Source organism: Mycobacterium venezuelense, assembly GCF_054919535.1.
The window spans coordinates 22182-43995 of record NZ_JBONDW010000008.1 but is presented as its reverse complement, the minus strand read 5'-3'; the positions used below and the strand labels follow the sequence as shown (position 1 = coordinate 43995).

The 21814-nt window shown below is 66.4% G+C and carries 21 protein-coding genes; 16 read left to right on the top strand and 5 right to left on the bottom strand.

Annotation, left to right across the window (positions count from 1 at the left end; all coding sequences use genetic code 11):
- Positions 1-246 precede the first annotated feature (246 nt).
- Together ACRCUN_RS14855 and ACRCUN_RS14850 are read right to left on the bottom strand one after the other, a co-directional pair.
- Positions 247-2172 (bottom strand): ABC transporter ATP-binding protein/permease, encoded by a 1926-nt coding sequence (locus ACRCUN_RS14855; protein WP_462142412.1) that lies wholly within the window; start codon positions 2170-2172, stop codon positions 247-249.
- Between the two features lie 227 nt (positions 2173-2399).
- Positions 2400-2606 carry a hypothetical protein gene (locus tag ACRCUN_RS14850; RefSeq protein WP_462142411.1) on the bottom strand — a complete coding sequence of 69 codons (207 nt, stop codon included), beginning with the start codon at positions 2604-2606 and terminating at the stop codon, positions 2400-2402.
- Positions 2607-2671: 65 nt separating this feature from the next.
- Here ACRCUN_RS14850 and fmdA point away from each other — a divergent pair, with 65 nt between their 5' ends.
- Both fmdA and ACRCUN_RS14840 read left to right on the top strand, forming a co-directional pair.
- Positions 2672-3928 carry a formamidase gene (gene fmdA, locus ACRCUN_RS14845; protein ID WP_462142410.1) on the top strand — a complete coding sequence of 419 codons (1257 nt, stop codon included), beginning with the start codon at positions 2672-2674 and terminating at the stop codon, positions 3926-3928.
- Between the two features lie 237 nt (positions 3929-4165).
- Positions 4166-5731: a serine/threonine-protein kinase gene (locus ACRCUN_RS14840; protein ID WP_462142409.1), complete on the top strand. Its 1566-nt coding sequence runs from the start codon at positions 4166-4168 to the stop codon at positions 5729-5731.
- An 11-nt stretch (positions 5732-5742) separates the two neighbouring features.
- Here ACRCUN_RS14840 and ACRCUN_RS14835 read toward each other — a convergent pair whose 3' ends face one another.
- Positions 5743-6255, bottom strand: a complete 513-nt coding sequence (locus ACRCUN_RS14835) for a GNAT family N-acetyltransferase (RefSeq protein ID WP_462142408.1) — start codon at positions 6253-6255, stop codon at positions 5743-5745.
- Positions 6256-6499: 244 nt separating this feature from the next.
- Here ACRCUN_RS14835 and ACRCUN_RS14830 point away from each other — a divergent pair, with 244 nt between their 5' ends.
- From ACRCUN_RS14830 to ACRCUN_RS14815, 4 genes are read left to right on the top strand one after another with little or no spacing between them, the layout of a single operon-like run.
- On the top strand, positions 6500-7732 hold the full coding sequence (locus ACRCUN_RS14830) for an aromatic ring-hydroxylating oxygenase subunit alpha (RefSeq protein ID WP_462142407.1): 1233 nt from the start codon (positions 6500-6502) through the stop codon (positions 7730-7732).
- Positions 7725-8240 carry a nuclear transport factor 2 family protein gene (locus tag ACRCUN_RS14825; protein WP_462142406.1) on the top strand — a complete coding sequence of 172 codons (516 nt, stop codon included), beginning with the start codon at positions 7725-7727 and terminating at the stop codon, positions 8238-8240. The genes ACRCUN_RS14830 and ACRCUN_RS14825 overlap by 8 nt, the downstream gene beginning before the upstream one ends.
- 12 nt (positions 8241-8252) lie before the next feature.
- Complete coding sequence (locus ACRCUN_RS14820) at positions 8253-8573, top strand: hypothetical protein (RefSeq protein ID WP_462142405.1); 321 nt, start codon at positions 8253-8255, stop codon at positions 8571-8573.
- The gene (locus ACRCUN_RS14815) at positions 8570-9211 is read left to right on the top strand and encodes an SAM-dependent methyltransferase (protein ID WP_462142404.1); all 642 of its coding nucleotides are present in this window, start codon (positions 8570-8572) and stop codon (positions 9209-9211) included. The genes ACRCUN_RS14820 and ACRCUN_RS14815 overlap by 4 nt, the downstream gene beginning before the upstream one ends.
- On the opposite strand, the gene ACRCUN_RS14810 is transcribed toward ACRCUN_RS14815, so the two are convergent.
- Entirely contained in the window at positions 9208-9864 is a 657-nt protein-coding gene (locus tag ACRCUN_RS14810; RefSeq protein WP_462142403.1) for a GntR family transcriptional regulator, read from the bottom strand. The genes ACRCUN_RS14815 and ACRCUN_RS14810 overlap by 4 nt on opposite strands.
- A 153-nt stretch (positions 9865-10017) precedes the next feature.
- Between ACRCUN_RS14810 and ACRCUN_RS14805 the strand changes: the two genes are divergently transcribed.
- The 10 genes from ACRCUN_RS14805 to ACRCUN_RS14760 all read left to right on the top strand — a co-directional run bounded on the left by ACRCUN_RS14805 (position 10018) and on the right by ACRCUN_RS14760 (position 20194).
- A complete protein-coding gene (locus ACRCUN_RS14805; RefSeq protein ID WP_462142402.1) occupies positions 10018-10455 on the top strand; it encodes a VOC family protein in 438 nt (145 codons plus the stop codon).
- Positions 10456-10457: 2 nt separating this feature from the next.
- Positions 10458-11843 (top strand): gamma-glutamyltransferase, encoded by a 1386-nt coding sequence (locus ACRCUN_RS14800; RefSeq protein WP_462142401.1) that lies wholly within the window; start codon positions 10458-10460, stop codon positions 11841-11843.
- A complete protein-coding gene (locus ACRCUN_RS14795; RefSeq protein WP_462142400.1) occupies positions 11840-12604 on the top strand; it encodes an aspartate dehydrogenase domain-containing protein in 765 nt (254 codons plus the stop codon). The genes ACRCUN_RS14800 and ACRCUN_RS14795 overlap by 4 nt, the downstream gene beginning before the upstream one ends.
- Positions 12601-13905 (top strand): amidohydrolase, encoded by a 1305-nt coding sequence (locus ACRCUN_RS14790; RefSeq protein WP_462142399.1) that lies wholly within the window; start codon positions 12601-12603, stop codon positions 13903-13905. The genes ACRCUN_RS14795 and ACRCUN_RS14790 overlap by 4 nt, the downstream gene beginning before the upstream one ends.
- Before the next feature lie 122 nt (positions 13906-14027).
- Positions 14028-14840 carry an ABC transporter ATP-binding protein gene (locus tag ACRCUN_RS14785; RefSeq protein ID WP_462142398.1) on the top strand — a complete coding sequence of 271 codons (813 nt, stop codon included), beginning with the start codon at positions 14028-14030 and terminating at the stop codon, positions 14838-14840.
- Positions 14837-15664 (top strand): ABC transporter permease, encoded by an 828-nt coding sequence (locus tag ACRCUN_RS14780; protein ID WP_462142397.1) that lies wholly within the window; start codon positions 14837-14839, stop codon positions 15662-15664. Before ACRCUN_RS14785 ends, ACRCUN_RS14780 begins: the two co-directional genes overlap by 4 nt.
- Positions 15665-15723: 59 nt before the next feature.
- Positions 15724-16770, top strand: a complete 1047-nt coding sequence (locus ACRCUN_RS14775; RefSeq protein WP_462142396.1) for an ABC transporter substrate-binding protein — start codon at positions 15724-15726, stop codon at positions 16768-16770.
- Positions 16771-16777: 7 nt separating this feature from the next.
- Positions 16778-18922 carry a xanthine dehydrogenase family protein molybdopterin-binding subunit gene (locus ACRCUN_RS14770; RefSeq protein ID WP_462142395.1) on the top strand — a complete coding sequence of 715 codons (2145 nt, stop codon included), beginning with the start codon at positions 16778-16780 and terminating at the stop codon, positions 18920-18922.
- Positions 18912-19688, top strand: a complete 777-nt coding sequence (locus ACRCUN_RS14765) for an FAD binding domain-containing protein (protein ID WP_462142394.1) — start codon at positions 18912-18914, stop codon at positions 19686-19688. The genes ACRCUN_RS14770 and ACRCUN_RS14765 overlap by 11 nt, the downstream gene beginning before the upstream one ends.
- Entirely contained in the window at positions 19688-20194 is a 507-nt protein-coding gene (locus tag ACRCUN_RS14760) for a 2Fe-2S iron-sulfur cluster-binding protein (RefSeq protein ID WP_462142393.1), read from the top strand. Before ACRCUN_RS14765 ends, ACRCUN_RS14760 begins: the two co-directional genes overlap by 1 nt.
- Positions 20195-20198: 4 nt before the next feature.
- Here ACRCUN_RS14760 and ACRCUN_RS14755 read toward each other — a convergent pair whose 3' ends face one another.
- On the bottom strand, positions 20199-21779 hold the full coding sequence (locus ACRCUN_RS14755; RefSeq protein WP_462142392.1) for an adenylate/guanylate cyclase domain-containing protein: 1581 nt from the start codon (positions 21777-21779) through the stop codon (positions 20199-20201).
- Between the last annotated feature and the right edge of the window lie 35 nt (positions 21780-21814).

Sequence of the window (21814 nt, the reverse complement as noted above, 5' to 3'; positions counted from 1 at the left end):
GAGACCGCCCGATATTCACGCTATTGGAGAGGTCGTCTCTGTCCTCAACCGATTGTCATCCTGGGTGCACCGAGACACTTTGTCAACCAGGGATTCAACGGATACGGCATCCGGCCGCCGGGGCGCTGTTGCAGCGAGATATCGCTGTGCGACTTGGCTGTTCGTGGCCGGTTCCACGACGAATGTGGCATGAAGTTGTCCACCTCGCGACGGAAAAGAACCCGTCGACTGCCGTCGGAAATTCTCCTACACCGGAACCTGTTCCTCGTCCTCGATGCTCCCCAATCGCCATTGCCCGGCGCCGAGTAATTCGAGCCGTCGTTCGTGATGCTTGTTGACCGTCGTGCGGTGGGTGACGCTGACGAATACGGTGTCGGGGAGTTCACGACGCACCAGGCCGTAAATCATGAATTCGAGCGGTTCGTCGAGCGCTGAGGTGGCCTCGTCCAGGAATACCGCCTTCGGTTTGGTCAGCAATACCCGGGCGAACGCGATGCGTTGCTGCTCCCCGGGGGAGAGCACCTTGGCCCAGTCGTTGCTCTCCGCCAACCGGTCGACGTAACGCGGCAGCGCGACCGCCAGGAGTGCCTTGCGCAGTGCATCATCGGGGATGTCACCCGGCTCGTGGGGGTAGGAAATCACGGTTCGCAGATCGCCCAGCGGGACGTAGGGCAGCTGCGACAGGAACAACGTCTCGTTCTCGCCCTGCGGGCAACGCATCGTGCCGGAGGAATAGGGCCACAACTGGGCCAGGCTGCGCAGCAACGTCGTCTTACCGGTGCCGGATTCGCCGGTGACGATCATCGCGTTGCCGGCCGCCAGGCTCAGGTTGAGGTCGCTGACCAACGGTTCCCCGGCGGGATTGCACACCTCGATGTCGTCGAGTTCGATGATGTTGCCGCGGTTTCCGATCACCGAAACCTTCGGCAGATCACGGCTTTCCGCGTTTGCGGTGACGAGGCCGTGCAGCCGGATGATCGACGCGCGGTAGCCGGCGAACGTGTCGTAGGAGTTGCGGAAGAACGACAGCGCGTCCTGGATGGCCCCGAACGCGGTCACCGATTGCGTGACGGCACCGAGCTGGATCTGGCCGGCGAACAACCGAGGCGCCTGCAGGAGCCACGGCAGCGGGATGATGATGTGGTTCATCGACAGATTCCAACCGGTGAACACGATGGTGCGGTTCACGAAGCGTTTGTAGTTGGCGACCACGGGCGCGAATCGTTCACGCAGCTGCAGGCGTTCGGCTTTTTCGCCGCGGTAGAGCGCCACCGATTCGGCGGCATCACGCAACCGCACGAGCGCGTAGCGGAACGCGGCGTTGAACTTCTCGTTGTTGAACGACAGCCGGATGAGCGGGCGGCCGAGCCAGAACGCGATGACGGTGGCGAACGCGACGTAGACGAACACCGACCAGAACATCGCGCGCGGGACCTCGACGCCGAACACGTTGAGGTCGCCCGAGAGGTTCCACAAGATCGACGTAAACGAGATGACCGAGACGATCGATGAGATGGCACCGAAAGGCAATGTGCCGTTGCTGGTCTGGTGCGGCGTGTTGGGTTGGGGGCCGGAAAGGGCTGTGAACACGTCGATGTCGGACTGGATACGTTGATCGGGATTGTCGATGGTCTGGTCGATGAAACGCGTCCGGTAGTAGGCGCGACCGTCGAGCCAGTCGCCCGTGAGTCGGTCGGTCAGCCAGGCCCGCCAGGCCAGCATGAACCGCTGGGTCATGAAGAGGTCGACGAGAACCCGGGTGACCAGGATTGCCGCGAGCACCGAGAAGATCAGCAGCGAAATCCAAAAGCCGCGTACGCCCGAGTCTTTCACGGCCTGATTGCCGGTCGCGAAGCCCTGGACGGCAATCTGCGCCGCCGAATACAGGTCGTTGCTCTGGTAGCTGAAGAGCACCGACAGTCGCACCCCGATGATGACCGACAGCAGCATCGCGCTCAGCAGGAGCCACGGTTTGACGCTGTGGCGGCCGGTGAAATACGCACCGGTGACAGTCCAGAACTGCCGGCCCCACGTGGTGTATCTGGCAAGGATCGTCAGCACGGCGAACGTGCACAGGGCCGCGATCGTCCACGCTTCGACCAGCCACACCAGCGAGTGGAGTAGTTCGTCGCTCCAGTCGATCGATGGGGTAAACGGCTTCAGATCGTTCACTGGACTTCTCCGGTCTGCCGACTGATTTGCCAGACGCTCTGCGTGAAGCTACCGCAGCACGCCGGCTGTCGGCGGTCACCCACGCCACAGCGCGCGCCCGGCAACAAATCAGTTTCAGATGGAAGTTTTTTCTCGAACTGCCGCGCCAACACGTTCACATATCGGTACTGTTGCATGCGTTCTCACTGCAACGGAGGAAAGCTGTTGGTTCTCTACGCATTTCGATGTCAGTCCGGCTGCGGCACGACGAAGCAGCTGTACTCGATGAGTTCTCGACCCGACGCGATCGAGTGTCCGACTTGTTCAGGACCTGCCCGCAGGATGATCGCCGCCCCGAGTCTTGGGCGCGGGAGCAGTCGCGCGATGGCACTGCAGGACGCGACCCGTGCCACGGCGGACAGGCCCGGCGTCGTCGCGGCACCGGCACCGGCCACGCGTCGACAGAAAGTCACCACCAACCCACTTCATCAAAAGCTGCCCCGGCCCTGAAGGAGTATCAATGCCAGACGTTGTTTTCCCACTGGATTCGACCAAGAAATTCACCGAGCAGGAGAAGTTGGGCCACAACCGGTGGCACCCGGACATCCCCGCGGCCGTGACGGTCAAGATAGGTGACTCGTTCCGCGTACATTGCCGCGAATGGTTCGACGGTGCCATCGTCAACGACGATTCCGCCGACGACATTCTCAACGCGCCGCTGACCACCGTGCACGTGTTGTCCGGCCCGATCGCCGTCGAAGGTGCCAAGCCGGGTGATCTGCTGATCGTCGACATCCTCGACGTCGGCCCCATCCCGCAGGAGGACTCCGGCCCGCTCGCCGGTCAGGGCTGGGGCTACACCGGCATCTTCCCGACGCAGAACGGCGGCGGCTTCCTCACCGAGCAGTTCCCCGATGCCTACAAGGCGATCTGGGATTTCTCCGGTCAACACGCCACATCGCGGCACGTCCCCGGCGTCGAGTTCACCGGTATCGTCCATCCCGGGCTGATGGGAACCGCGCCGTCGGCGAAGCTGCTCTCGACCTGGAACACCCGCGAGGCCGCGCTCATCGCGACCGACCCCGACCGGGTGCCGCCGCTGGCGTTGCCGCCCGAGCCGCAGGACGCGATCCTCGGCGGGCTGACCGGTGACGCGTTCACCAAGGCCGCCGCGGAAGCCGCCCGCACGGCGCCGCCGCGTGAGAACGGCGGCAACCAGGACATCAAGAACCTCACCAAGGGCAGCCGGGTGTTCTATCCGGTGTTCGTCGACGGGGCGAACCTGTCGGTCGGCGATCTGCACTTCTCGCAGGGCGACGGTGAGATCACATTCTGCGGCGCGATCGAAATGGGCGGTTTCATCGACCTGCGGGTCGACGTGATCCCCGGCGGCATGGAGACCTACGGCGTGAGCGAGAACGCGATCTTCATGCCCGGCAACACCGACCCGCAATACTCGGAATGGCTCGCGTTCTCGGGGACCTCGGTCACGCTCGACGGTGAACAGCGTTACCTCGACTCACACCTGTCGTACCAGCGGGCCTGCCTGCACGCGATCGACTACCTGACGAAATTCGGCTACAGCCCCGAGCAGGCATATCTGCTGCTCGGTGCCGCACCCATCGAAGGCAGGCTGTCCGGCGTCGTAGACATCCCCAACGCGTGCGCCACGGTGTACATCCCGACCGCGATATTCGATTTCCCGGTGGCCCCGTCGGTGGCCGGGCCGGTCAAGATCGACCCTGGTATCGGCGCGCCGCATTCGTCGTTCGGCTGACGACCCGGTCCGCGGTGGTTGCCGCGGTGGTTGCCGCGGTGGTTGCCGCGGTGGTTTCGAAGACCGGGCCGAAGTCCATCTATCCTCGTCACCGAGACCACCGCGTGCCCACCCCCGCCCGGGGCTTGGAGAACTGTGTCGCGACACCACGTCCGTCTGGCTATGCGGGAAGCGTCACTGCCGACGCTCCTTGGACGGTGGTCTCACGCGAGCCAGGCGGGCTGAAAGGATCGTGGAATGGCCCCGCCCAACGGCGCATCACGCCTCGGCACCCGGTTCGGGCCCTATGAGCTGAGGTCGCTGATCGGCATGGGCGGAATGGGTGAGGTCTACCGCGCCTACGACACCGTCAAAGAGCGCACGGTCGCCGTGAAGCTCCTGCGTCCCGAGGTCGCCGCCGATCCGAGCTTCCAGGCCCGGTTCCGGCGCGAGTCCCGGGTCGCGGCCCGGCTGCAGGAACCGCACGTCATCCCGGTCCACGACTTCGGGGAGATCGACGGCGTGTTGTTCATCGACATGCGCCTCGTCGACGGGTCCAGCGTCAAGGAGCTGTTGCGGTCGAACGGGCCCCTCGAACCAGCACGGGCCGTGTCGATCATCACGCAGGTGGCGGCCGCGCTGGACGCCGCGCACGCCGACGGGCTGGTCCATCGCGACATCAAGCCGGAGAACGTGCTGCTGACCGCCGACGACTTCGCCTACCTCGTCGACTTCGGTATCGCTCACGTCGGGGGTGAGGCCAGCGTCACGATGACCGGCGTGCTGATCGGGTCGAGCGCCTATATGGCGCCGGAACGATTTTCCGGGGGACCGGTCGGCCCGTCGGCCGACATCTACGCGCTGACGTGTCTGCTGTACGAATCGCTGATCGGCAGGCCGCCGTTCGAGACCGGCGATCTCCGGCAGCTCATGAGCGCCCACATGTTCGCACCGCCACCACGGCCGAGCATCATGCGCCGTGGAATCCCGCGCGCATTCGACGACGTCATCGCGGTGGGGATGGCCAAAGAGGCCGCCGCGCGGTTCGCGACCGCGGGTGAACTGGCCAAAGCCGCTCGCGAGGCCGCGGCGCCGGGTGCGGCCAAGGCGGCTGCCACCGAGGAGCCTCCGACCAGGCCCGCGCCCGCCATCCCCGCGCTGCCTGCCGCCACTCCACCGCCCGCGCCGCCGCCGCGCAGCACACGGCAGTTCTCGTCGGTCTATCCGAATCCCGACCACACGGGCTATACGCCGTATCCACCGGTGCCCCCGCCGCCACCGGCCCGGCCTCCTGAGCCGGCGCCACGCAAGTCCCGGTTCACCCGGACGCAGTTGATGCTCGCGGTCGCGACCGTCGTCCTGTTCGGCGTGGCGGCGGTACTGGCGTCGATGTTGGCCAGTGGCGGCGACGACAGTGGTGCGACGCGTCAGACTCCGTTGTCGGCGCCACCCGCCACGACGAGCGAGCCGTCAGCGGAGTCGACGACAACGACCACGACGACACCGACGGACGCGCCGAGCGGTACCGACGCCCAGGGCTTCGTCGGGCATACGGCGCGATGTGACTCCGGCAGTACACCCGCGGTGATGATCCGTACTGCGACGTCACTCGCGGTGATCTGCCAGACGGGGCCCAACAGCTTCTACTACCGCGGTGAGCGGCTCAGTGACGGCGCGAACCTGGAGATCGCGAATGCGGTGCGTTCCGGCGACGGATTCGTTGCCGTCAATCCGGCCGACGGCGCGCGCTATGAGGTGAGCCCGGACAATCTGACCATCAGCAGCAACGGGCGTATCGATTCGTCAGAGCCTGCGCTGGGGTAGCGCCCGGAATTTCAAATGTCGTCGAATGCCGGCGCATAACGGAATGTGCCCTGCCGATCGGGCGTCCACGACGTGAGGGTCCGGATCTGAAAGTGTTCGGCCCATTCCTCGACGGGCGGGCGGACGCCGAGCGGCGGCGCGGGCCGGAATCCGAACCGGCGGTAGTACTCGGGGTCGCCGAGGAGGACGGCTTCGGGGAAGCCGAGCGCGTCGGCCGCCGCCAGGACGGCATGCATGAGGGCTGAGCCGACGCCGTGCCGTTGGTGGGTTGGCAGCACACCGAGCGGCCCGAGTGCCAACGACGGCCTGCCGTCGAGATGGGCGCGGCTGCCGAGCACGTGGCCGGCGACAGCGTCGTCGATCTCGGCGACCAGTGACAGTGCCGGGATGCTGTCGCCAGCGGCGCGGAGCCGGTCGACCAGCGTGGCTTCAACCGACTCCGTCCCGGCCTCGGTCGCGAATGCCGCGTTGTGCACGTCGCGCACCGCTGGTCTGTCGTCGGGAGTGTCACGCCGAATGAGCACAAGCCGACTCTGCCGGTCCGCTCACCGACCCACAACTGATTTATCGACGGCCGTTGGATACAAGATGCGAAACTATGCCACCCTCGGAGAGACGTACCGTGCTGTCTTCCGCGGACCAACGCACCGGGGAGTCCGTCAAACCTCGCACTGGTCAATGGCTTTTCCTGACCGTGACATGACGTGATCGGGTGGTAACACCCGGCGGATAGCTTGGATCCAACATCCTTTGGAAGGAGCGCGATCCGTGCCGAGGTCACTCAGTTCTCGTGCAATCGAAGCGGCGAGAAGGGTTTTGGACGACGTCGACCGGTGCACCGATCCGGTGGCGACAGCCAGGCTGCTTCCGCCCGAGGTCTACACCAGCGACGACTTCTGGGAGTTCGAGAAGGAAGCCATCTTCGCGCGGGAGTGGCTGTGCATCGGTCACGTCAACGAGATCCCCGAGCCTGGGGATCAGTTGCCGCTCACCATCATTGACGAGCCCATCGTCATGCTGCGGGATCTCTCCGGCGATGTGCGTGTCATGTCGGCGGTCTGCCAGCACCGTGGTCAACCGCTGTTCGGCGGGCTGGCCGGGGAGAACCGCGGTGCAGGCAGCGGGTGCGTCAACACCAGAAGAATGGTGTGCCCGTACCACAATTGGCAGTACGGGCTGGACGGTTGCCTGGTGGCAGCGCCGTCGATGACCGAGACCGTGCCCGTCAAGCGGCTGCGTGAGACGGTCCGCCTTCCTCAGATTCGACATGAGATATTCCACGGTCTGGTCTTCATCAACTTCGACGACGACGCCGCACCGCTGGCGCCGGCCGTTGCCCGTATGGACGAGGAGCTGTCGACCTTCGGGATCGAGGACCTGATCGCGCTGCCTGCCCAGGTTTTCCCGAATCAGGCTTGGAACTGGAAGATTCATCACGACAACGCGTTGGAGCCCTATCACACCAGTTACGTGCACCGAGGCGTGCACGAGGCGGCGCCCGCGAAGAACGCGCGGTTCTACGAGTTCGGCGAAGGCGACGGCCAAGTCATGCACCCCACGTATCTGCTGGACGAGAACGCGGGCCTGGCGAGCACCGACGGCAAGCGCACGACATCCATCATTCCCGGCCTCACCGAGGAACAGCGCAAACGGGTCATGTTCGCCTCGATACCGCCCATGCTGTTCAGCATCCTTCAGCCCACGTTCGTTCAGCTCGCGATGATCCACCCGACCGGGCCAGGGTCGATGGACCTGCGGCGGGTGAACCTGTACCCGAAATCCGCTGTGGAACAACCCGGTTTCCACGAGGCGTACGAGCGGTTCATGGAGCGCAAGGCGCTGGCCATTCATCAGGATGCCGTGACGACCGCCGCACTCCAGCAGGGCCTGCGTTCGCGCTACGCGCCTCGTGGACCGCTGTCCTGGTTGGAATCGAACATTCCGCAACTCAACCAATGGCTGATCGAGCGTTACCGAAAGGCACTCACCGTCGATGTCTGAATCCACCACCGTTTCTCCCACTGAGCTGACCGCGTTGCTCGCACGGTTGGACGGCCTGGAGTCCCGCGAGGCCATTCGCGCGCTGATGGTCAGCTACATGGCTGCCGCGGATGCGAAAGAAAGCAAGGGGGACAAGGTCGCCCGGCTTTTCACCGAGGACGGCAAATGGCAGAGTGTCGGGCCGCACGGAAATCCCGGGTGGGCGGCCGAGGGTAGGGCGGCGCTCGTCAAGAAGTTCGATCGCAACGTCGAGCGCATGCCGTTCTCGGCCCACTTCGTCACCAATCCCGCTGTTCAACTGTCGGGAGACACCGCGCGCGCACAGTTCATGTATTTCCAGGCGTGCACCTATCGCGGCGATCAGCCGTTGTGGATAGCCGGCTCGTACGACAACGACTTCCGCCGCGTCGACGGCCAGTGGCTCATCTCGCACATGCGGGTGCACAACTTCTTCACCACGCCGTACGACAAAGGCTGGGTCGCCGTCCCGCACATCGATACCCCTTGAGTGGAGTGAGCCGTGAGCTACCGTCATCAGATCCTGCGCAACTTGAAATTCGGCACTCTCGCCGACTTCGTGAGCGCCGAAAAAGAAAAGAACACCTTGCGGATTCAGGCCGGGCTCACGCCTTATGCGATCTGGTCGCCAGCGTTCGGAGGCTTGCACCATCTGGTCCTGGAAGCACATTTCGAGTCGATGGCGTCATTCGAGGCCGAGCATCTGGCGGGGAAGGCGATCGACGGCATGGCGGCGCTCAACGCACGCCAGCTCGAGTGCGTGATCGAGGGAACCGCGCAAGACCGCCTGCAACGGCTGAGCCTGGAGGCCGGGCCCGGGTGACGCTCACCTCACCACGCTGGTATCAGTGGCACGCTCAATACGACGAACTGCATTCGCCCGACAGCGATCGCCTCGAAGTCGTGCAGGAGTTGCTGTTTGCCGCGATGGACCGAGCGCCCGCGGGTTCGCTCACGGCGGTGAGTGCGTGCGCCGGGCAGGCTCGCGACCTGCTGCCCGTGCTGATCCACCACCCGCGTGGCCCCGATGTCCGCGCCCGCATGGTCGAACTCGATCCGCTCAACGCATCGTTTCTCACCTCGGCACTGGGCAGCACGAACCTCGGCGGCGTCGAAGTCGTGATCGCCGACGCCGGAACCACTGACGCCTACATCGGAGCTGTCCCAGCGGATCTGGTGCTGCTGTGCGGGGTGTTCGCGAATATCGACCTCGCTGACGCCCAGCGCACCATCGACACCGCGACTGCGCTGTGCCGGCCGGGCGGCACCGTGGTGTGGTCGAGCTACGGCCCGCGGCTGGCTTTCGCCGATGACGTTGTTGCGCTGTTCGAGGACGGTGCGTTCGAGCGAACGGCGTTGCACCGCAGTGCCGAACGCGAATTCGTCGTCGCCGCACACCGATATGTCGGACCGCAGCGCCGCCTGCCCGCGCGCCACCGGTTCTTCGACTTCAGCGACTAGGGCGCACCATCGGGGTGGGCACCGCCTTGGTTCGCATGGCGATTGGTCAGATGCCTGCGCATCAACATCATTGCCAGCTCGGCGTCGGCGTCGAGCACCGCCCGGAGAATCGCGGCATGCTCGTCCCACGAGTTGCCCACCGCCGTGCTCTTGCCACCGACGAGATGGTGCGACTGGTTGCGCACGGCCCGCAGCGTATCGGCGAGAAACCGCGAACCGCTGCCCTCGCTCAGCGCGACGTGGAACTCTTCGTTGAGTTCGTCGAGTTGCGTGTCGTCGCCTGCCTCGGCGGCACGCTGTCCCTCATCGAGGATCCGGCGCAGCCGCGCCCGCTCGTCCGCGGTGAACCGGTTTACGGTGTGGCGCACGGCGATCAGTTCGAGCGCGACCCGCATCTCGCGTACCACCTCGAGCTCGTGCTGGTCGAGTTCGACCACACGGACACCGCGCCGGGGCAGGGACTCGACCAGTCCCTCCGCTTCGAGTCGCCGGAACGCCTCCCGCACCGGAAAACGCGACACCCCAAGCCGTTCGGAGATACTGAACTCGTTCAGCCGCTCACCCGGCGCCAACTCGCCGTCGAGGATCAGCCGCCGCAGTTCGTCGACCGTTTCGGTGCGCAGGGACCGATGTCGGCTTCCGATGGAAGACATTCTGGCGAACCCCCGTGGCGAGTCACTGGCTATTGGATACGAATAACCGTATTACCAGGACAGTACACGTCGGTATGGTGACCCGCCCGGCTGAAACTTACCTGTAATTGGCTGTGCCGCGGCCGGTAACAATCTTTGGATACAACATACTTCGTGACTTCCACTTACTCCCATATCGCCGCAACGGGCATGGGCGCCGTGACCGTCAAACAGTTCGACCACATCGTGCTTCGCGTACGTGACCCAGAAGCGTCCGTCCGGTGGTATGTCGAGAAGTTCGGCTTCCTGGTGCACCGTTTGGATGAATTCCGGGCCGGCACCGTGCCGTTCCCTTCGGTAGAGATCTGCCCCGGCGCGATCATCGATCTGGACGGCAGGCACGCTGCGACGGGAACCAACGTTTCGCACTTCTGCATCGAGATCGAATCCACCGACATGTATGCGCTCGTGGGGTCGGGCGAGTTCGAGACCGCAGACGGCCCCTATCGGCGTTGGGGTGCACGAGGTCTGGCAGACCTGGTTTACGTTCAGGATCCGGACGGCCACGTCATCGAATTGCGACACTACGGGCCGAGCCAGATCGAGGTCTGACGGTGCTCGATGTGCTCGCCCGGCGGGCGGTGGCGTCGGGAAGCCTCGGCGCGGTGTCCGCAGGGTCGAGGGCCGCAGCCGCGGTGGGGGTTTCGGCGCTCCTCGCGGGAGGCAACGCATTCGACGCAGCGCTTGCCGCCGCACTGTCCGAGACCGTTGCCCTGCCCTCGAAATGCGGCTTGGCCGGTGATGTGGTGGCGCTGTACGTGACCGCCGGTGCTTCGGCGCCCACGTCCCTCGCGGCCATCGGCGGGGCGTCGGCAGGTTTGTACGCGGCGGCGGACGGTGCCGGCTGGCAGGTTCCGGCCACCGGTCCGCTGTCGGTCGGAATCCCCGGCGCGCCAGCGGGGTACAGCCGCGTCGCCGAGCTCGCACGGTTACCGCTGGAGAGGCTCGCCGCCCCGGCGGTAGAACTGGCCCGCCGCGGCGCGTGGTGGTCTCCGATGAACGCGAAGCTGGAGTGCGAGGCGCGTGCGCTCCTGTACCGATATCAACCCGATGGCTGCGTCTACTCGCCACGAGATGCTCCACACACCATGGGCGACATGGTGCGCCTGCCCGGGCTCGCCGATGCGCTGGAGGAGTTCGTGGCACGCGGTGCCGGTCTTTTCGCCGGTCCGGTCGGCGATGCGGTCGTCGAGTGCGTGCGACGGCACGGCGGCACGCTGACCGCGACAGACCTGGCTTCGGCTGATGTGGTCGAGGAGGCCGCACACTGTGTGCAGACACAGTCGGGGCGGCTCTGGGCGACCAATGCGCCCACCTATGGGCCCGCGCTCACACGTGCCATGGCCGGCCGCGCCGTCAGCGACGTCGAGCCCGCCGATGTGCGGCAGAGCTTGGCCGATTTGGCGGACACGAAAACGGCCACCGCCGAGGGCACTTCGACGGTCGCTGCCGTGGATGAAGCTGGCAATGCGATCGTGCTCGTTCATTCGTTGTCGTTTCCCCAGTACGGCAGCGGCCTGGTGGTCGGCGACTATGACTTGATCCTGTCCAACCGGGCCGGACGTGGGTTCACGTTCGAACCGGGGCACCCGAACGCCCCCGTCGCGGGCCGGCGGCCGCTCACCACACTGCACGCGTGGGGTATTCGGCACCGTGACGGCTGGGTCCTCGGGGCGACGCCGGGTGGCAGGCAGCAGGTGCCGTGGAACGTCCAGCTCGTCGCGCAGCTGTTGGGCACTCCCGACCACGGCGAGCAGGCCATGGGCGACGCACTCGTAGCACCGAGATGGCAGCTCGACGCGGCAGGCGATGTTCAGCACGAGGGCCGAGAACTCGGCCGATTGGAGGCGCGGTCCAGCCACACGCTGGTGCGTACCGCGACGGGCCGGTGTGCGGCTGCGGCCGACCCCCGGTGGGACGCAGCGGCGGTAGCGGTATGACGGCTGTGACGGTGATCGGCAGGGGCGCGATCGGTGGTCTGGTTGCCGCCGGGCTCGCGCGTGGCGATGTGCCGGGGTGCAGCCTCGTCACTTCTCTCAACTCACGTAGTGACCGGACACAGGTGCTCGCCGCAATCCGTGCCTGCGATGTGGTGGTCGAGGCCACCACGGTGGAAAGCGCACAGTCCGTCATCGGTCTGACCGTGGCGATGGGCCGAGACATCGTCGTGTGTTCGGCCGGGGCGTTGGCCGAGCCGGATTTCCTGCCGCAGTTGTCCGGACCCGGTCGGATCATCCTGCCGGCAGGCGCCATCGGAGGTTTCGACGTTCTCGCCGCCGCGGCCAGAGCCGACCGCGGCGAAGCCCGGGCACAGCACATCACGGTCAAGCGGGCCGCGGCGCTCGGCGCGGACCCGACCCTGGCCGAGCCCGTGGAGGTCTTTCGCGGCTCAGCCCGCGACGCGGCCCTGCGATACCCACGCACCTCGAACTCGTCGGTCGCGCTCGCCCTTGCCACCGTGGGCCTCGACCGCTTGGAGGTCGTTGTGATGGCCGACCCCGCAGCGGCTTTCACGCGCCATACGGTGCGGTGGTCGTCGGCGGTCGGCAGCTACGAATTCCGCTTCGACAACGCCGTCGACCCGGCCTCCGGCGGAAAAACGTCGGCCATCACCGCGTGGTCGGTCCTGGAGACCGTGTCGGGTCTGCACTGCGGAGTCGGACCCGGCGTGGTGGTCCAACCGGGCGGTGACGGCTCATGACCGTTGCGCGGCAAGCCGTCGACGACCGGGTGCGTGAGCTGTGCGGGCAGTTCTCGACGGGTGCGATGGCCGAAGCTGTCGACCTCTACCGCGATCTGCATCGCCATCCCGAACTGTCCATGCAGGAGCACCGGACCCAGAAGGCTCTGCGCGCCGCGCTGAACCGGACGTCGGCCGAGGTACGCGAGTGCGCGGGCACGGGCCTGGTCGCGGTGCTGCGCAACGGTCCGGGGCCGGTCATCGCCATGCGTGCCGACATCGATGCTCTTCCACTGCAAGAGCTCACCGGCCTCGGATACGCCAGTCGAGCGGTCGGCACGCTGCCCGATGGCAACCGGACACCGGTGATGCATGCGTGCGGGCACGATGTGCACGCCAGTGCGCTCGTCGCCGCGCTCGGGTATCTCGACAGGCGTCGCGACACGTGGTCAGGAACCCTGGTGGCGGTCTTCCAGCCCGGCGAGGAGACCGGTGCCGGCGCCGCGGCCATGATCGAGGACGGCATCTTCGGCGACACCGGGATGCCCGAGGCGATCTATGCACAACACGTGACAACCGGACCGATCGGCCTGCTCATATGTCGTCCGGGCTTCTTTCTCTCCCATCAACGTTCGTGGCGCATCACGGTCGACGGCCATGGGGGACACGCGTCACGACCGCACCTCGCGCGGGATCCGGTCGTGGCCTCGGCGGCCATGATTTTGCGGCTGCAGGCGATCGTGTCCCGCGAGATCGACCCGTTCCGGATGGCGGTGCTGAGTGTCGGGTCCATCCACGGCGGGACCGCGCCCAACGTCATCCCGGATCGCGTCACCTTCACGGTGACGACCCGTAATTACGAACCCGCGGTGGGCGATCGTCTGGTGGCGGCGATGCACAGAGTCATCGCGGCCGAGGCCACCGCATCCGAGGTGCGGGCACGAGTCGACGCTGTCTCCGAGATTCCCGCGTGCAACAACGATCCGGACGAAACCGCGACGGTGCGCCTCGGCTTGGCGAGTCTGTTCGGTGCCGCGGCCGTGCACTCACCCGACGATCCACTTCCGGCGAGCGACGATTTCAGCCAGTATGCCCGCCAGCTCGGAATTCCTTCGGTCATGTGGAATTTCGGCTGTCAGGACCCGTCATTGTTCAGTCGCGGTGGTGCCGTCCCGCGCAATCACACGAGCCGGTTCGCGCCACACCTCGACGCCCTGACGGTCGGCGCCGCGGCGGCGGTCGCCGTATTGCGGCACCGGTTCGCCATCGCGGGATCCAAGATGCAATCTCTTCGAGATGGAGCGGAGGCTCGGCAGCAGTGATGGCGGGAATTCACCTCGTGCAACGCGAAACACGGCGGAAACGTCACACGACGTCAGTCGTAAAAGTCAGCCGCTACAAATCTCTTGTGGATACAAGATGCAACCGACGAGGCGCCTGATCGATGCCGTCTGACACGAAGTCCGATACGGGGGCTGCATTGTTGTCCGACCGGGTCACCCTGCGCGACGTCTGCATCGTCCACGGCCGGGGCGAGGGTGCGGTCGTGGCCGTGGAGGGCATCGACCTGACGGTGCGCCCGCGTCAAATCGTCTCCGTCGTCGGGCATTCGGGATGCGGCAAGTCGACGTTGCTGCGCGCGATTGCCGGCCTGCTGCCCGACGCATCGGTCCAGGGCAAGTTGTCCATCCTCGGCAAAACGCCTGAGGAGGCCCGCAAGTCGGGTCTCATGAGCATGGTTTTCCAAGATGCCGTGCTGGCGCCATGGCGGACGGTCGAGGCCAACGTTCGGCTGCCGATCCAGGTCGCGCGCGGGCGCACGCGGCCACCGGCGAAGACTCCGCGCGAACAACTCGAAGTAGTGGGTCTCAAGGGCTACGAACGGCGTTACCCGAAACAATTGTCGGGTGGGCAACGCCAGCGGGTGGCACTGGCCCGTGCATTGGTGATGGAACCGCAGGTGCTGCTCATGGATGAGCCGTTCGGCGCGCTCGACGAGATCACCAGGGACGAGATGCACACCGAATTGCTGCGGATCTGGGCGACTACGGACGCCTCGATCATCCTGGTGACGCATTCGATCGCCGAGGCGGTGTTCCTGTCGGATCAGATTGTGGTCATGGCCGCCCATCCCGGCCGGGTCGCCGATGTCATCGATGTCGACTTCCCTCGGCCACGGCGCAGTGAGCTGAAGGACTCCGCTGAATTCACGCGAATCCAGCACCGAATCCGGGCTTCGTTGGAGGAGAACAGATGACGGCAGTGCCGTTCACGGACAAGCCGCGCGTCAGCGCGGTCATCCCGCCAGCGGAGCGCGCAGGCTGGCTGTTGTCTACCTTCCGCGTCACCCGCGCGTGGCTTGTGCTCGCCGCAGGTCTGGTGCTGTGGGAAATCGTGGTGCGCTGGTTGGCGATCCCTCCTTACGTGCTGCCCGCACCGTCGGCCATCATCGACAGTTTCTTCGACCATCCCGCCTTGTTCCTGTCCGGTATGTGGGTGACCGCGAAGATGTCGCTCATCGGCTTCGGTGTGGCGATCGTGATCGGGGTCGCGTTGGCCGTACTGATGGCGCGCAGCGCGATCTTCGAAGAACTGTCCTATCCGTTCCTCAACATCATTCGCGTGATGCCCACAGTCGCCATCGCACCGCTTCTGATCATCTGGTTCGGCCGCACCGGCCTACCGATAGTCATCTGCTCGTGCCTGATCGCGATCTTCCCGATCATCGTCGACGTGACCCATGGCCTGACATCCGTTGAGCGAGACCTCATCAACATGATGAAACTGTCGAACGCCAGTGAGTTCTCGATTCTGACCCGGATCAGGATTCCCAACTGCCTGCCGTATCTGTTCTCGTCGTTCCGGGTCGCCGCGCCGGGTGCCGTGGTCGGCACGCTGCTCGGTGAGTTCATCGGATCGAAGACCGGACTCGGTTACCTCATAACCGTTTACAGCGCGCAACTCAACACGGCAGCCGTCTTCGTCCTGGCCTTGCTCTCGTGCCTGCTCGGGATCCTGTTCTTCAACATCTGCGTCTGGGCCGAACGAATTCTCGTGCCGTGGAAGACCGTCGTTCGCTGACGCGCAACACCCGAAATTTCCTGACCGAAACCGTCAGGCCGAAACCGTTAGGAGTCATCATGTTCCACATCTCCGGCCGCGCCCGGTGCGCCGCGGTGCTCGCATCGTCCGCCGCATTACTTCTCGGTGCGTGCTCATCGACCGAGGCGGCATCGTCGTCCTCAGCCTCGGACGGTTCAGTGCCGGTGAAGATGGCGTTCGAATGGACCTGCGCAGGCGACTGGGCTGTGGTCAACGAGGGCATCGAGCAAGGCATATTCGAGAAGAACGGTGTCGACCTGTCCTATGACCGCGGTCAGGGTGGAAGCGACACCGTACCGCTCGTGGCCGCACGGGAATTCGACCTCGGCATCATCTCCGCACCTCCTGCGGTGATCGGCGCGGGCCAGGGCATGCCGCTCACCATCATCGGAGCCGCGTCGACCGTCGGCCCGGTCACGATCCTGGCTGACCCGTCCATCAAAGAGCCGAAGGATCTCGAGGGGCGCAGCCTCGCCGTCCAGACCGATCAGTTCGAGGGCGCCGTCTGGAATGCGTTCGTGACAGCGACGGGTATCGATGCGGGCAAGGTCCGGGTGGTGCCCTCAGACGACGCCACCGAGGCCGAGTTCCTCAACGGCGACATCGACGCCTACGTGGTGTTCTATCCGACCGCGAGCACCAAGGCCATCCTCGACCAGCGTCCCGGCCTCACGGTCATGCCGATGCAGGATTACGTTCCGACCTACGGGCACACGATGTTGGCCAACAACGCGTTCCTACAGGAGCACCCGGATGCCGCGAAGGGATTCGTCACCGCGTGGGCCGAATCGGCGAAGTACGTGCAGGACAACTATCAGCAGTCCTACGACCGGCTCGTGGCGAAGTGCCCCGAGGTGGATCCAGGTGCGCTGAAGTTCAGCATGGACGCCTATTTCGACTCGTACAACGGTGACTACTCCAAGCAGCACGGCTTCGGCAGTTTCTCGGTCGACGGCATCGAACAGACACAGAAAGTTTTGGTCGACGCGGGCTTGGCGGAGTCGAAACCGGTGGCGGAGTTCACCAGTGAGGACTACCAGCCTGCCGAGCCCGTGCTGCCCAGCGCCGGTGCAGCCCACCCCTGAGCGGCCGATGGCCCGGCGGAGCGTTCCAGCAGCGATCGGCGGCACCGCGGTTCGCGTCGATGCGATCGACAAACTGACAGGCCGGTTCCGGTACGCGACTCAGGTACACGCCGTGGCCGAACTGCATGCCGTGACTGTCCGCAGCCCCACCGCAAGCGCCAGGATCGACCGCATCGACACCGCGTCCGCCATGCGGGTCCCCGGCGCGGTCGAGGTGTTGACCGGTGCCGACATACCCGGCAGGCGGCTCGGCTCGAAGGTGGCCGACCAACCGGTTCTGGCCGACGGGCAGGTGCGCCACCACGGCGAGGCGGTTGCGCTGGCCATAGCCGAGACAGCCTCGGCGGCCCGGAGAATGGCCGAACTGATCACCGTGCGGCTGACCGGTCTTCCCGCTGTCACGGATCCCGAACTGGCCCTTGACCGGTCGGCTCCCGCGGTAGGCCCCGACGGTAATCTGGTCGCGCGGCACCAGACCAGGCGCGGCAACGACCGTGGCGAAATCGCGGTCGCCCGTCGCTGGTCGACGGGACGGCAGGATGCGGCGTTTTTGGCGCCGGAAGCGGGTGTCGCGGTTCCGCAACCAGACGGCACTGTCCACCTCACGCTCGCGACGCAGGACATCCACGGCGATCATGCGCAGGTGACTCGTGCGCTCGGTATCGAAGCCGAGCGGCTCGTCGTGCACAACAGCGGTGTGGGAGGAGCCTTCGGCGGCCGCGAGGACATCACCCTGCAGGCGCATCTGGTTTTGGCGGCCATGCGTACGGGCCGCCCCGTGCGGATGATCTACACCAGGGCGGAATCGCTTGCCGCACATCCCAGCCGCCATCCGATGACGACCGATGTGGAGCTCACGTGCCGTCCGGACGGCGAGTTCGTCTCGCTGTGCGTCCGCACGGTGCTCGACGGTGGCGCATATGCGTCGACGTCGGCGCCGGTGTCGGCCATCGTCCACGACTTCAGCGCGGGCCTCTACCGCTTTTCCGCAGTGGATATCGAGACCAGCGTCGTCTACACGAACAATCCGCCCGCCGGTGCCATGCGGGGATTCGGCGCGACCCAGGCCTGTTTCCTCATCGAATCGACCGTCGATGCGGTCGCCGCCGAACTCGGCCGCGATCCCGTGGCGCTTCGGCGTCAAAACCTCTTGCGCGCAGGGGAACCGCTCGCCACGACCGGCCAGCCGCTGACCGGATGCGCCGACCCTCGGGACGTCCTCGACGCGGCACTGACGGTTGCCGCACCGGCCGTCCGCCCCGGGACGACACATCGCCGCGGTGTGGGCGTGGCATTGGGGATCAAGAGCGCCGGGCTGGGCCATGGCAAACCGGACCCGGCCACCGTCGCGGTCACCTTGTCCGCCGCAGGCGCCGACGTGGAGTCATCGGCAGCCGAGGTCGGACAGGGTGTCACCGAGGTGCTCATGCGGATCGTCGGTGCGCAACTGCCCGGCATTGCGGTCAGGGTCGTGTCGACACCCACGACCTTTCCCACCGCGGGCGGCAGCAAGGCCAGTCGGCAGACGATGGCGAGTGGGGGCGCGGCACATCGCGCCGCGGCCGAGGTGCGCCGCCAACTCGACGAGCTGTTGGGCCGCGGTTGGACGGCAGCCACCGTCGCCTCGGAGATGGGTAGCCGCACGCTCCGGCACGAGGTCACCTACGACGGTCCGGCAACCGACTCCGCGCGGCCGCACAAGGCATTCCAACTGATGGCGCACCGGGTGACGGTCGACGTCGACACGGTGACCGGCCAGGTCGAGGTCGCTCAGGCCGTCTGCGCGCAGGACTGCGGGCGAGTCATCGACCCGGTTTCAGTGCGGGGACAACTGATCGGCGGCACGGTCCAGGGCATCGGGTTCGCACTATGGGAGGAGCGAAAAGTCGACGTCGCCGGGATCCAGACGACCACCGGCTTCGGCGATTATCTACTCCCGACGGCCATAGATGTCCCCGAGGTGGTGGCCGTTGCGCTCGAGGTACCCCATCCTGATCTGACCTTGGGGGCGAAGGGAATCGGGGAAGGGCCACTGGTTTCGTCGCCGGCGGCGGTGGCCGCTGCCGTCCGGTGCGCGACCGGGCGGCCGGTGAGCCGGATTCCGCTCTGGCGCACGGAGACATCAGGCGTGAGGACAGTGCGTGACGGCTGAGATCCATCCGACGAGCTGGTCACAGGCGGCCGAAGAGCTGGCCGATCCGGGCGCGGTGGTCGTCGCGGGCGGTACCGGTGTCCAACCGTGGCTCACGACGAGCGGAGCCGTCCCGCAGGGGCTCGTGCACCTCGGAACCATTGGCGAGGCATGGGATGTCGAAGCCGTCGCCGACGGGCTGCGACTCGGCGCAATGGTGTCGGTGGACCACCCGGAACTCGCAAGCTGGTTCGGTGACGAGGGCGCCGCATGGTTCGCCACGCCTGCCGTTCGCCGGCGCGCAACGGTGCTGGGCAACGCGGTGTCGCGTATCGGGCCGCGTGAGCTGGGCCCCATACTGGTCGCCACCGGTGCCAGGATCCTGACCACGACCGGCCGCGCTCTGCCGGATTGGCAATGTGTCGAACAGGTGCTGCAGCACGGGCTTTCGCCAGGACGGCTGGCGATGAAGATCGAGTTGCGCAGACCGGAACGGATCAGCTACCGGCGCGTCTCGGTCCGCAGCCGGATGAGTCGGGTCGAGGTCGGTCTGTGCGCCGCCATCGGGCCCGGATGCAGCGCGGCACTGGTCGTCCGGACCGGGGGACCGGTACACCGATTGACCGACGCGGCCATGTCGTCGGATCGCGTCGACTTCGTCGCGGCGGCGCGTGACGCACTGGTCGGTCTCCCGCGTGCGGCGGGTACCGGTGACGAGATCCTCACGATGGTCACCGGACTTGCCGGGCGGGTGCACCACGACCTGCACGGCCCGAGAGCGGCCTGATGGCCTCGGCGAACATCGACGGTACCGAGATCGCGCTGCCGAACGGCGGGACAGCCAGCCTGTGGGACGTACTCGAGCGGGCAGCCGCCGCACCGCCGTTCGGATGTGGAACCGGCCATTGCGGTGCGTGCACAGTCCTGATCGACGGGGTGCCTGCGCCATCCTGCGTGGTCCCCTCCGGGGCTCTGCGCAACGCGGCCGTCAACACCGTCGCGACGGCAGCGCTTCGCGAGCTCGTCGACGCGCTCGCCGCCGAAGGAGCTGTGCAGTGCGGCTTCTGCTCGCCCGGGATGGTTGTGACTCTGTCGTGGGCGGTGTGCCGTGCGGTCGCCGAACATCGGGTGCTGACCGCCGCCGATGTGAGAGAGCTTCTCGTCGGCCATCTCTGCCGCTGCACGGGTTACCAGTCGATCGTCACGGCGACCGTCGCAACGTCGCGGCATCTCGCGACCGCGTCGTTGGTGGCGGCACCTGAATCAGTTCCCGAGCGGCCCCGTTTCGAGTAGTCGACTACGCGAGCCCGGCAAGCTTGCGCGGGTGGGCCTTGACCGCGACCGGGGCATAGATCGCCACGGGTGCGGATCTGCCCCTCAGCTTCAATCCGGGACGCTGGATGAAGCAGACCTGAGCGTCTGCGAGCATCCCGAGTGTTCCTGCGGTGAGCAGCACGGCATCGCCGGTCTTGCGGGTGGCCTGCTCGACGCGGGCGGCGACGTTGACCGCGTCGCCGATCACCGAGAACTCGAAACGCCCAGCGCCGCCCACATTCCCGGCGACCACCGGGCCCGAGTTCAGTCCGACACCCACCGACAGCGTGTCGCCGAACTCGTCGCGCACCGCCGTGGCCATCTCCAGCGCGGCCGCGAGCGCTTGATCGGCGTGGGCGGCCTGGCGGCGTGGCGCGCCGAACACCGCCATCAGTCCGTCGCCCGCATACTTGTCCACGTGGCCGCCGTGCCGGTGCACGAGCGGCACGATTGTCTCGAACAGGCGGTTGAGGGTCGCCACCACTTCGGTGGGATGGAGTCGCTCGGCGAACGTGGTGAAGCCGCGCACGTCGACGAACATCAGCGTGACATTCATCTCCTGGCCCCGCAGTGAGCCGCCCGCGTCCAGGATGTGCTCGGCGACAGCGCGATCCACATAAGTACCGAATGCGTGGCGGATGCGTTCGCGCTCGGCGAGGCCTTCGGCCATCGTATTGAATCCGGCTTGCAGACGCCCGATCTCGCTGGCGTCGTCGACGGCGACCCGGGCCGCGAAATCGCCGTCCTGCACCCGCGCCAGCGCGGCCCTCAGGGCGCCCACTCGGTCGGTGACCGAGCGCACGGCGATCAGAATCGTGAACAAACCCACCACGATCGCGACTGCGACGAGGACCAGAATCGCGGCGAACGTGCGTTGGGCACGGAAGCCGACGTCGACCAGATAGCCCAGCGCGAGCATCGCGACACCGAACAGCGGCACGCCCGTCGCCAATGTCCACGCCATCATCAGCCGGCGCTCGATCGTCGGTCCGACATGGCGTTCGGGTGTGGCGCCCGCGAGTGCCCGCGCGGACACCGGCCGCATGACACGCTCGACGATGAGGTACCAGACCGCGCTCGTCGACACCCCGCCGAGCGCGATCACGCTGAAGATGTACAGCGACGTGGACAGCTGCTCCGTCACGGCGAGGGAGGCGAAGACAACGGCGCTCAGCGCCCATACGGTGCCGGACAGCCGGACCGCTTCCCCCGGCGCGCTCAGCGTCATGTCCTGCTCGTCCGGGGTCGGCAGGCGACCTTCGCCAAGCCATGCCGTGCTGGCCGCGAAGCGGCGACGGCGGACCCACACCATGATCGGGACGGCCACCGCGAGGAAGATCACGAGCACTGTTCCGCCGCGCACCAACAGCCGCTCCGTCGCGTCCTGGCTTAGCACGATGGGTGCGGCGAACGCCAGAAATGCGGCGACGATCCCGCCGCCCGCGACGCTCACGCCTGCGGCGCCCCACACCCAGTGCCGGAAGGTCCTCGAGCGCAGCGTCGTGCCGGCCTCGGCGGCGATCGCCTGCCCGAGGTAAGGCGTTCCGGCGAACGTTGCGTCCATACGCATGAGCTTGGCGGTGTGTCGAACCCGCGACG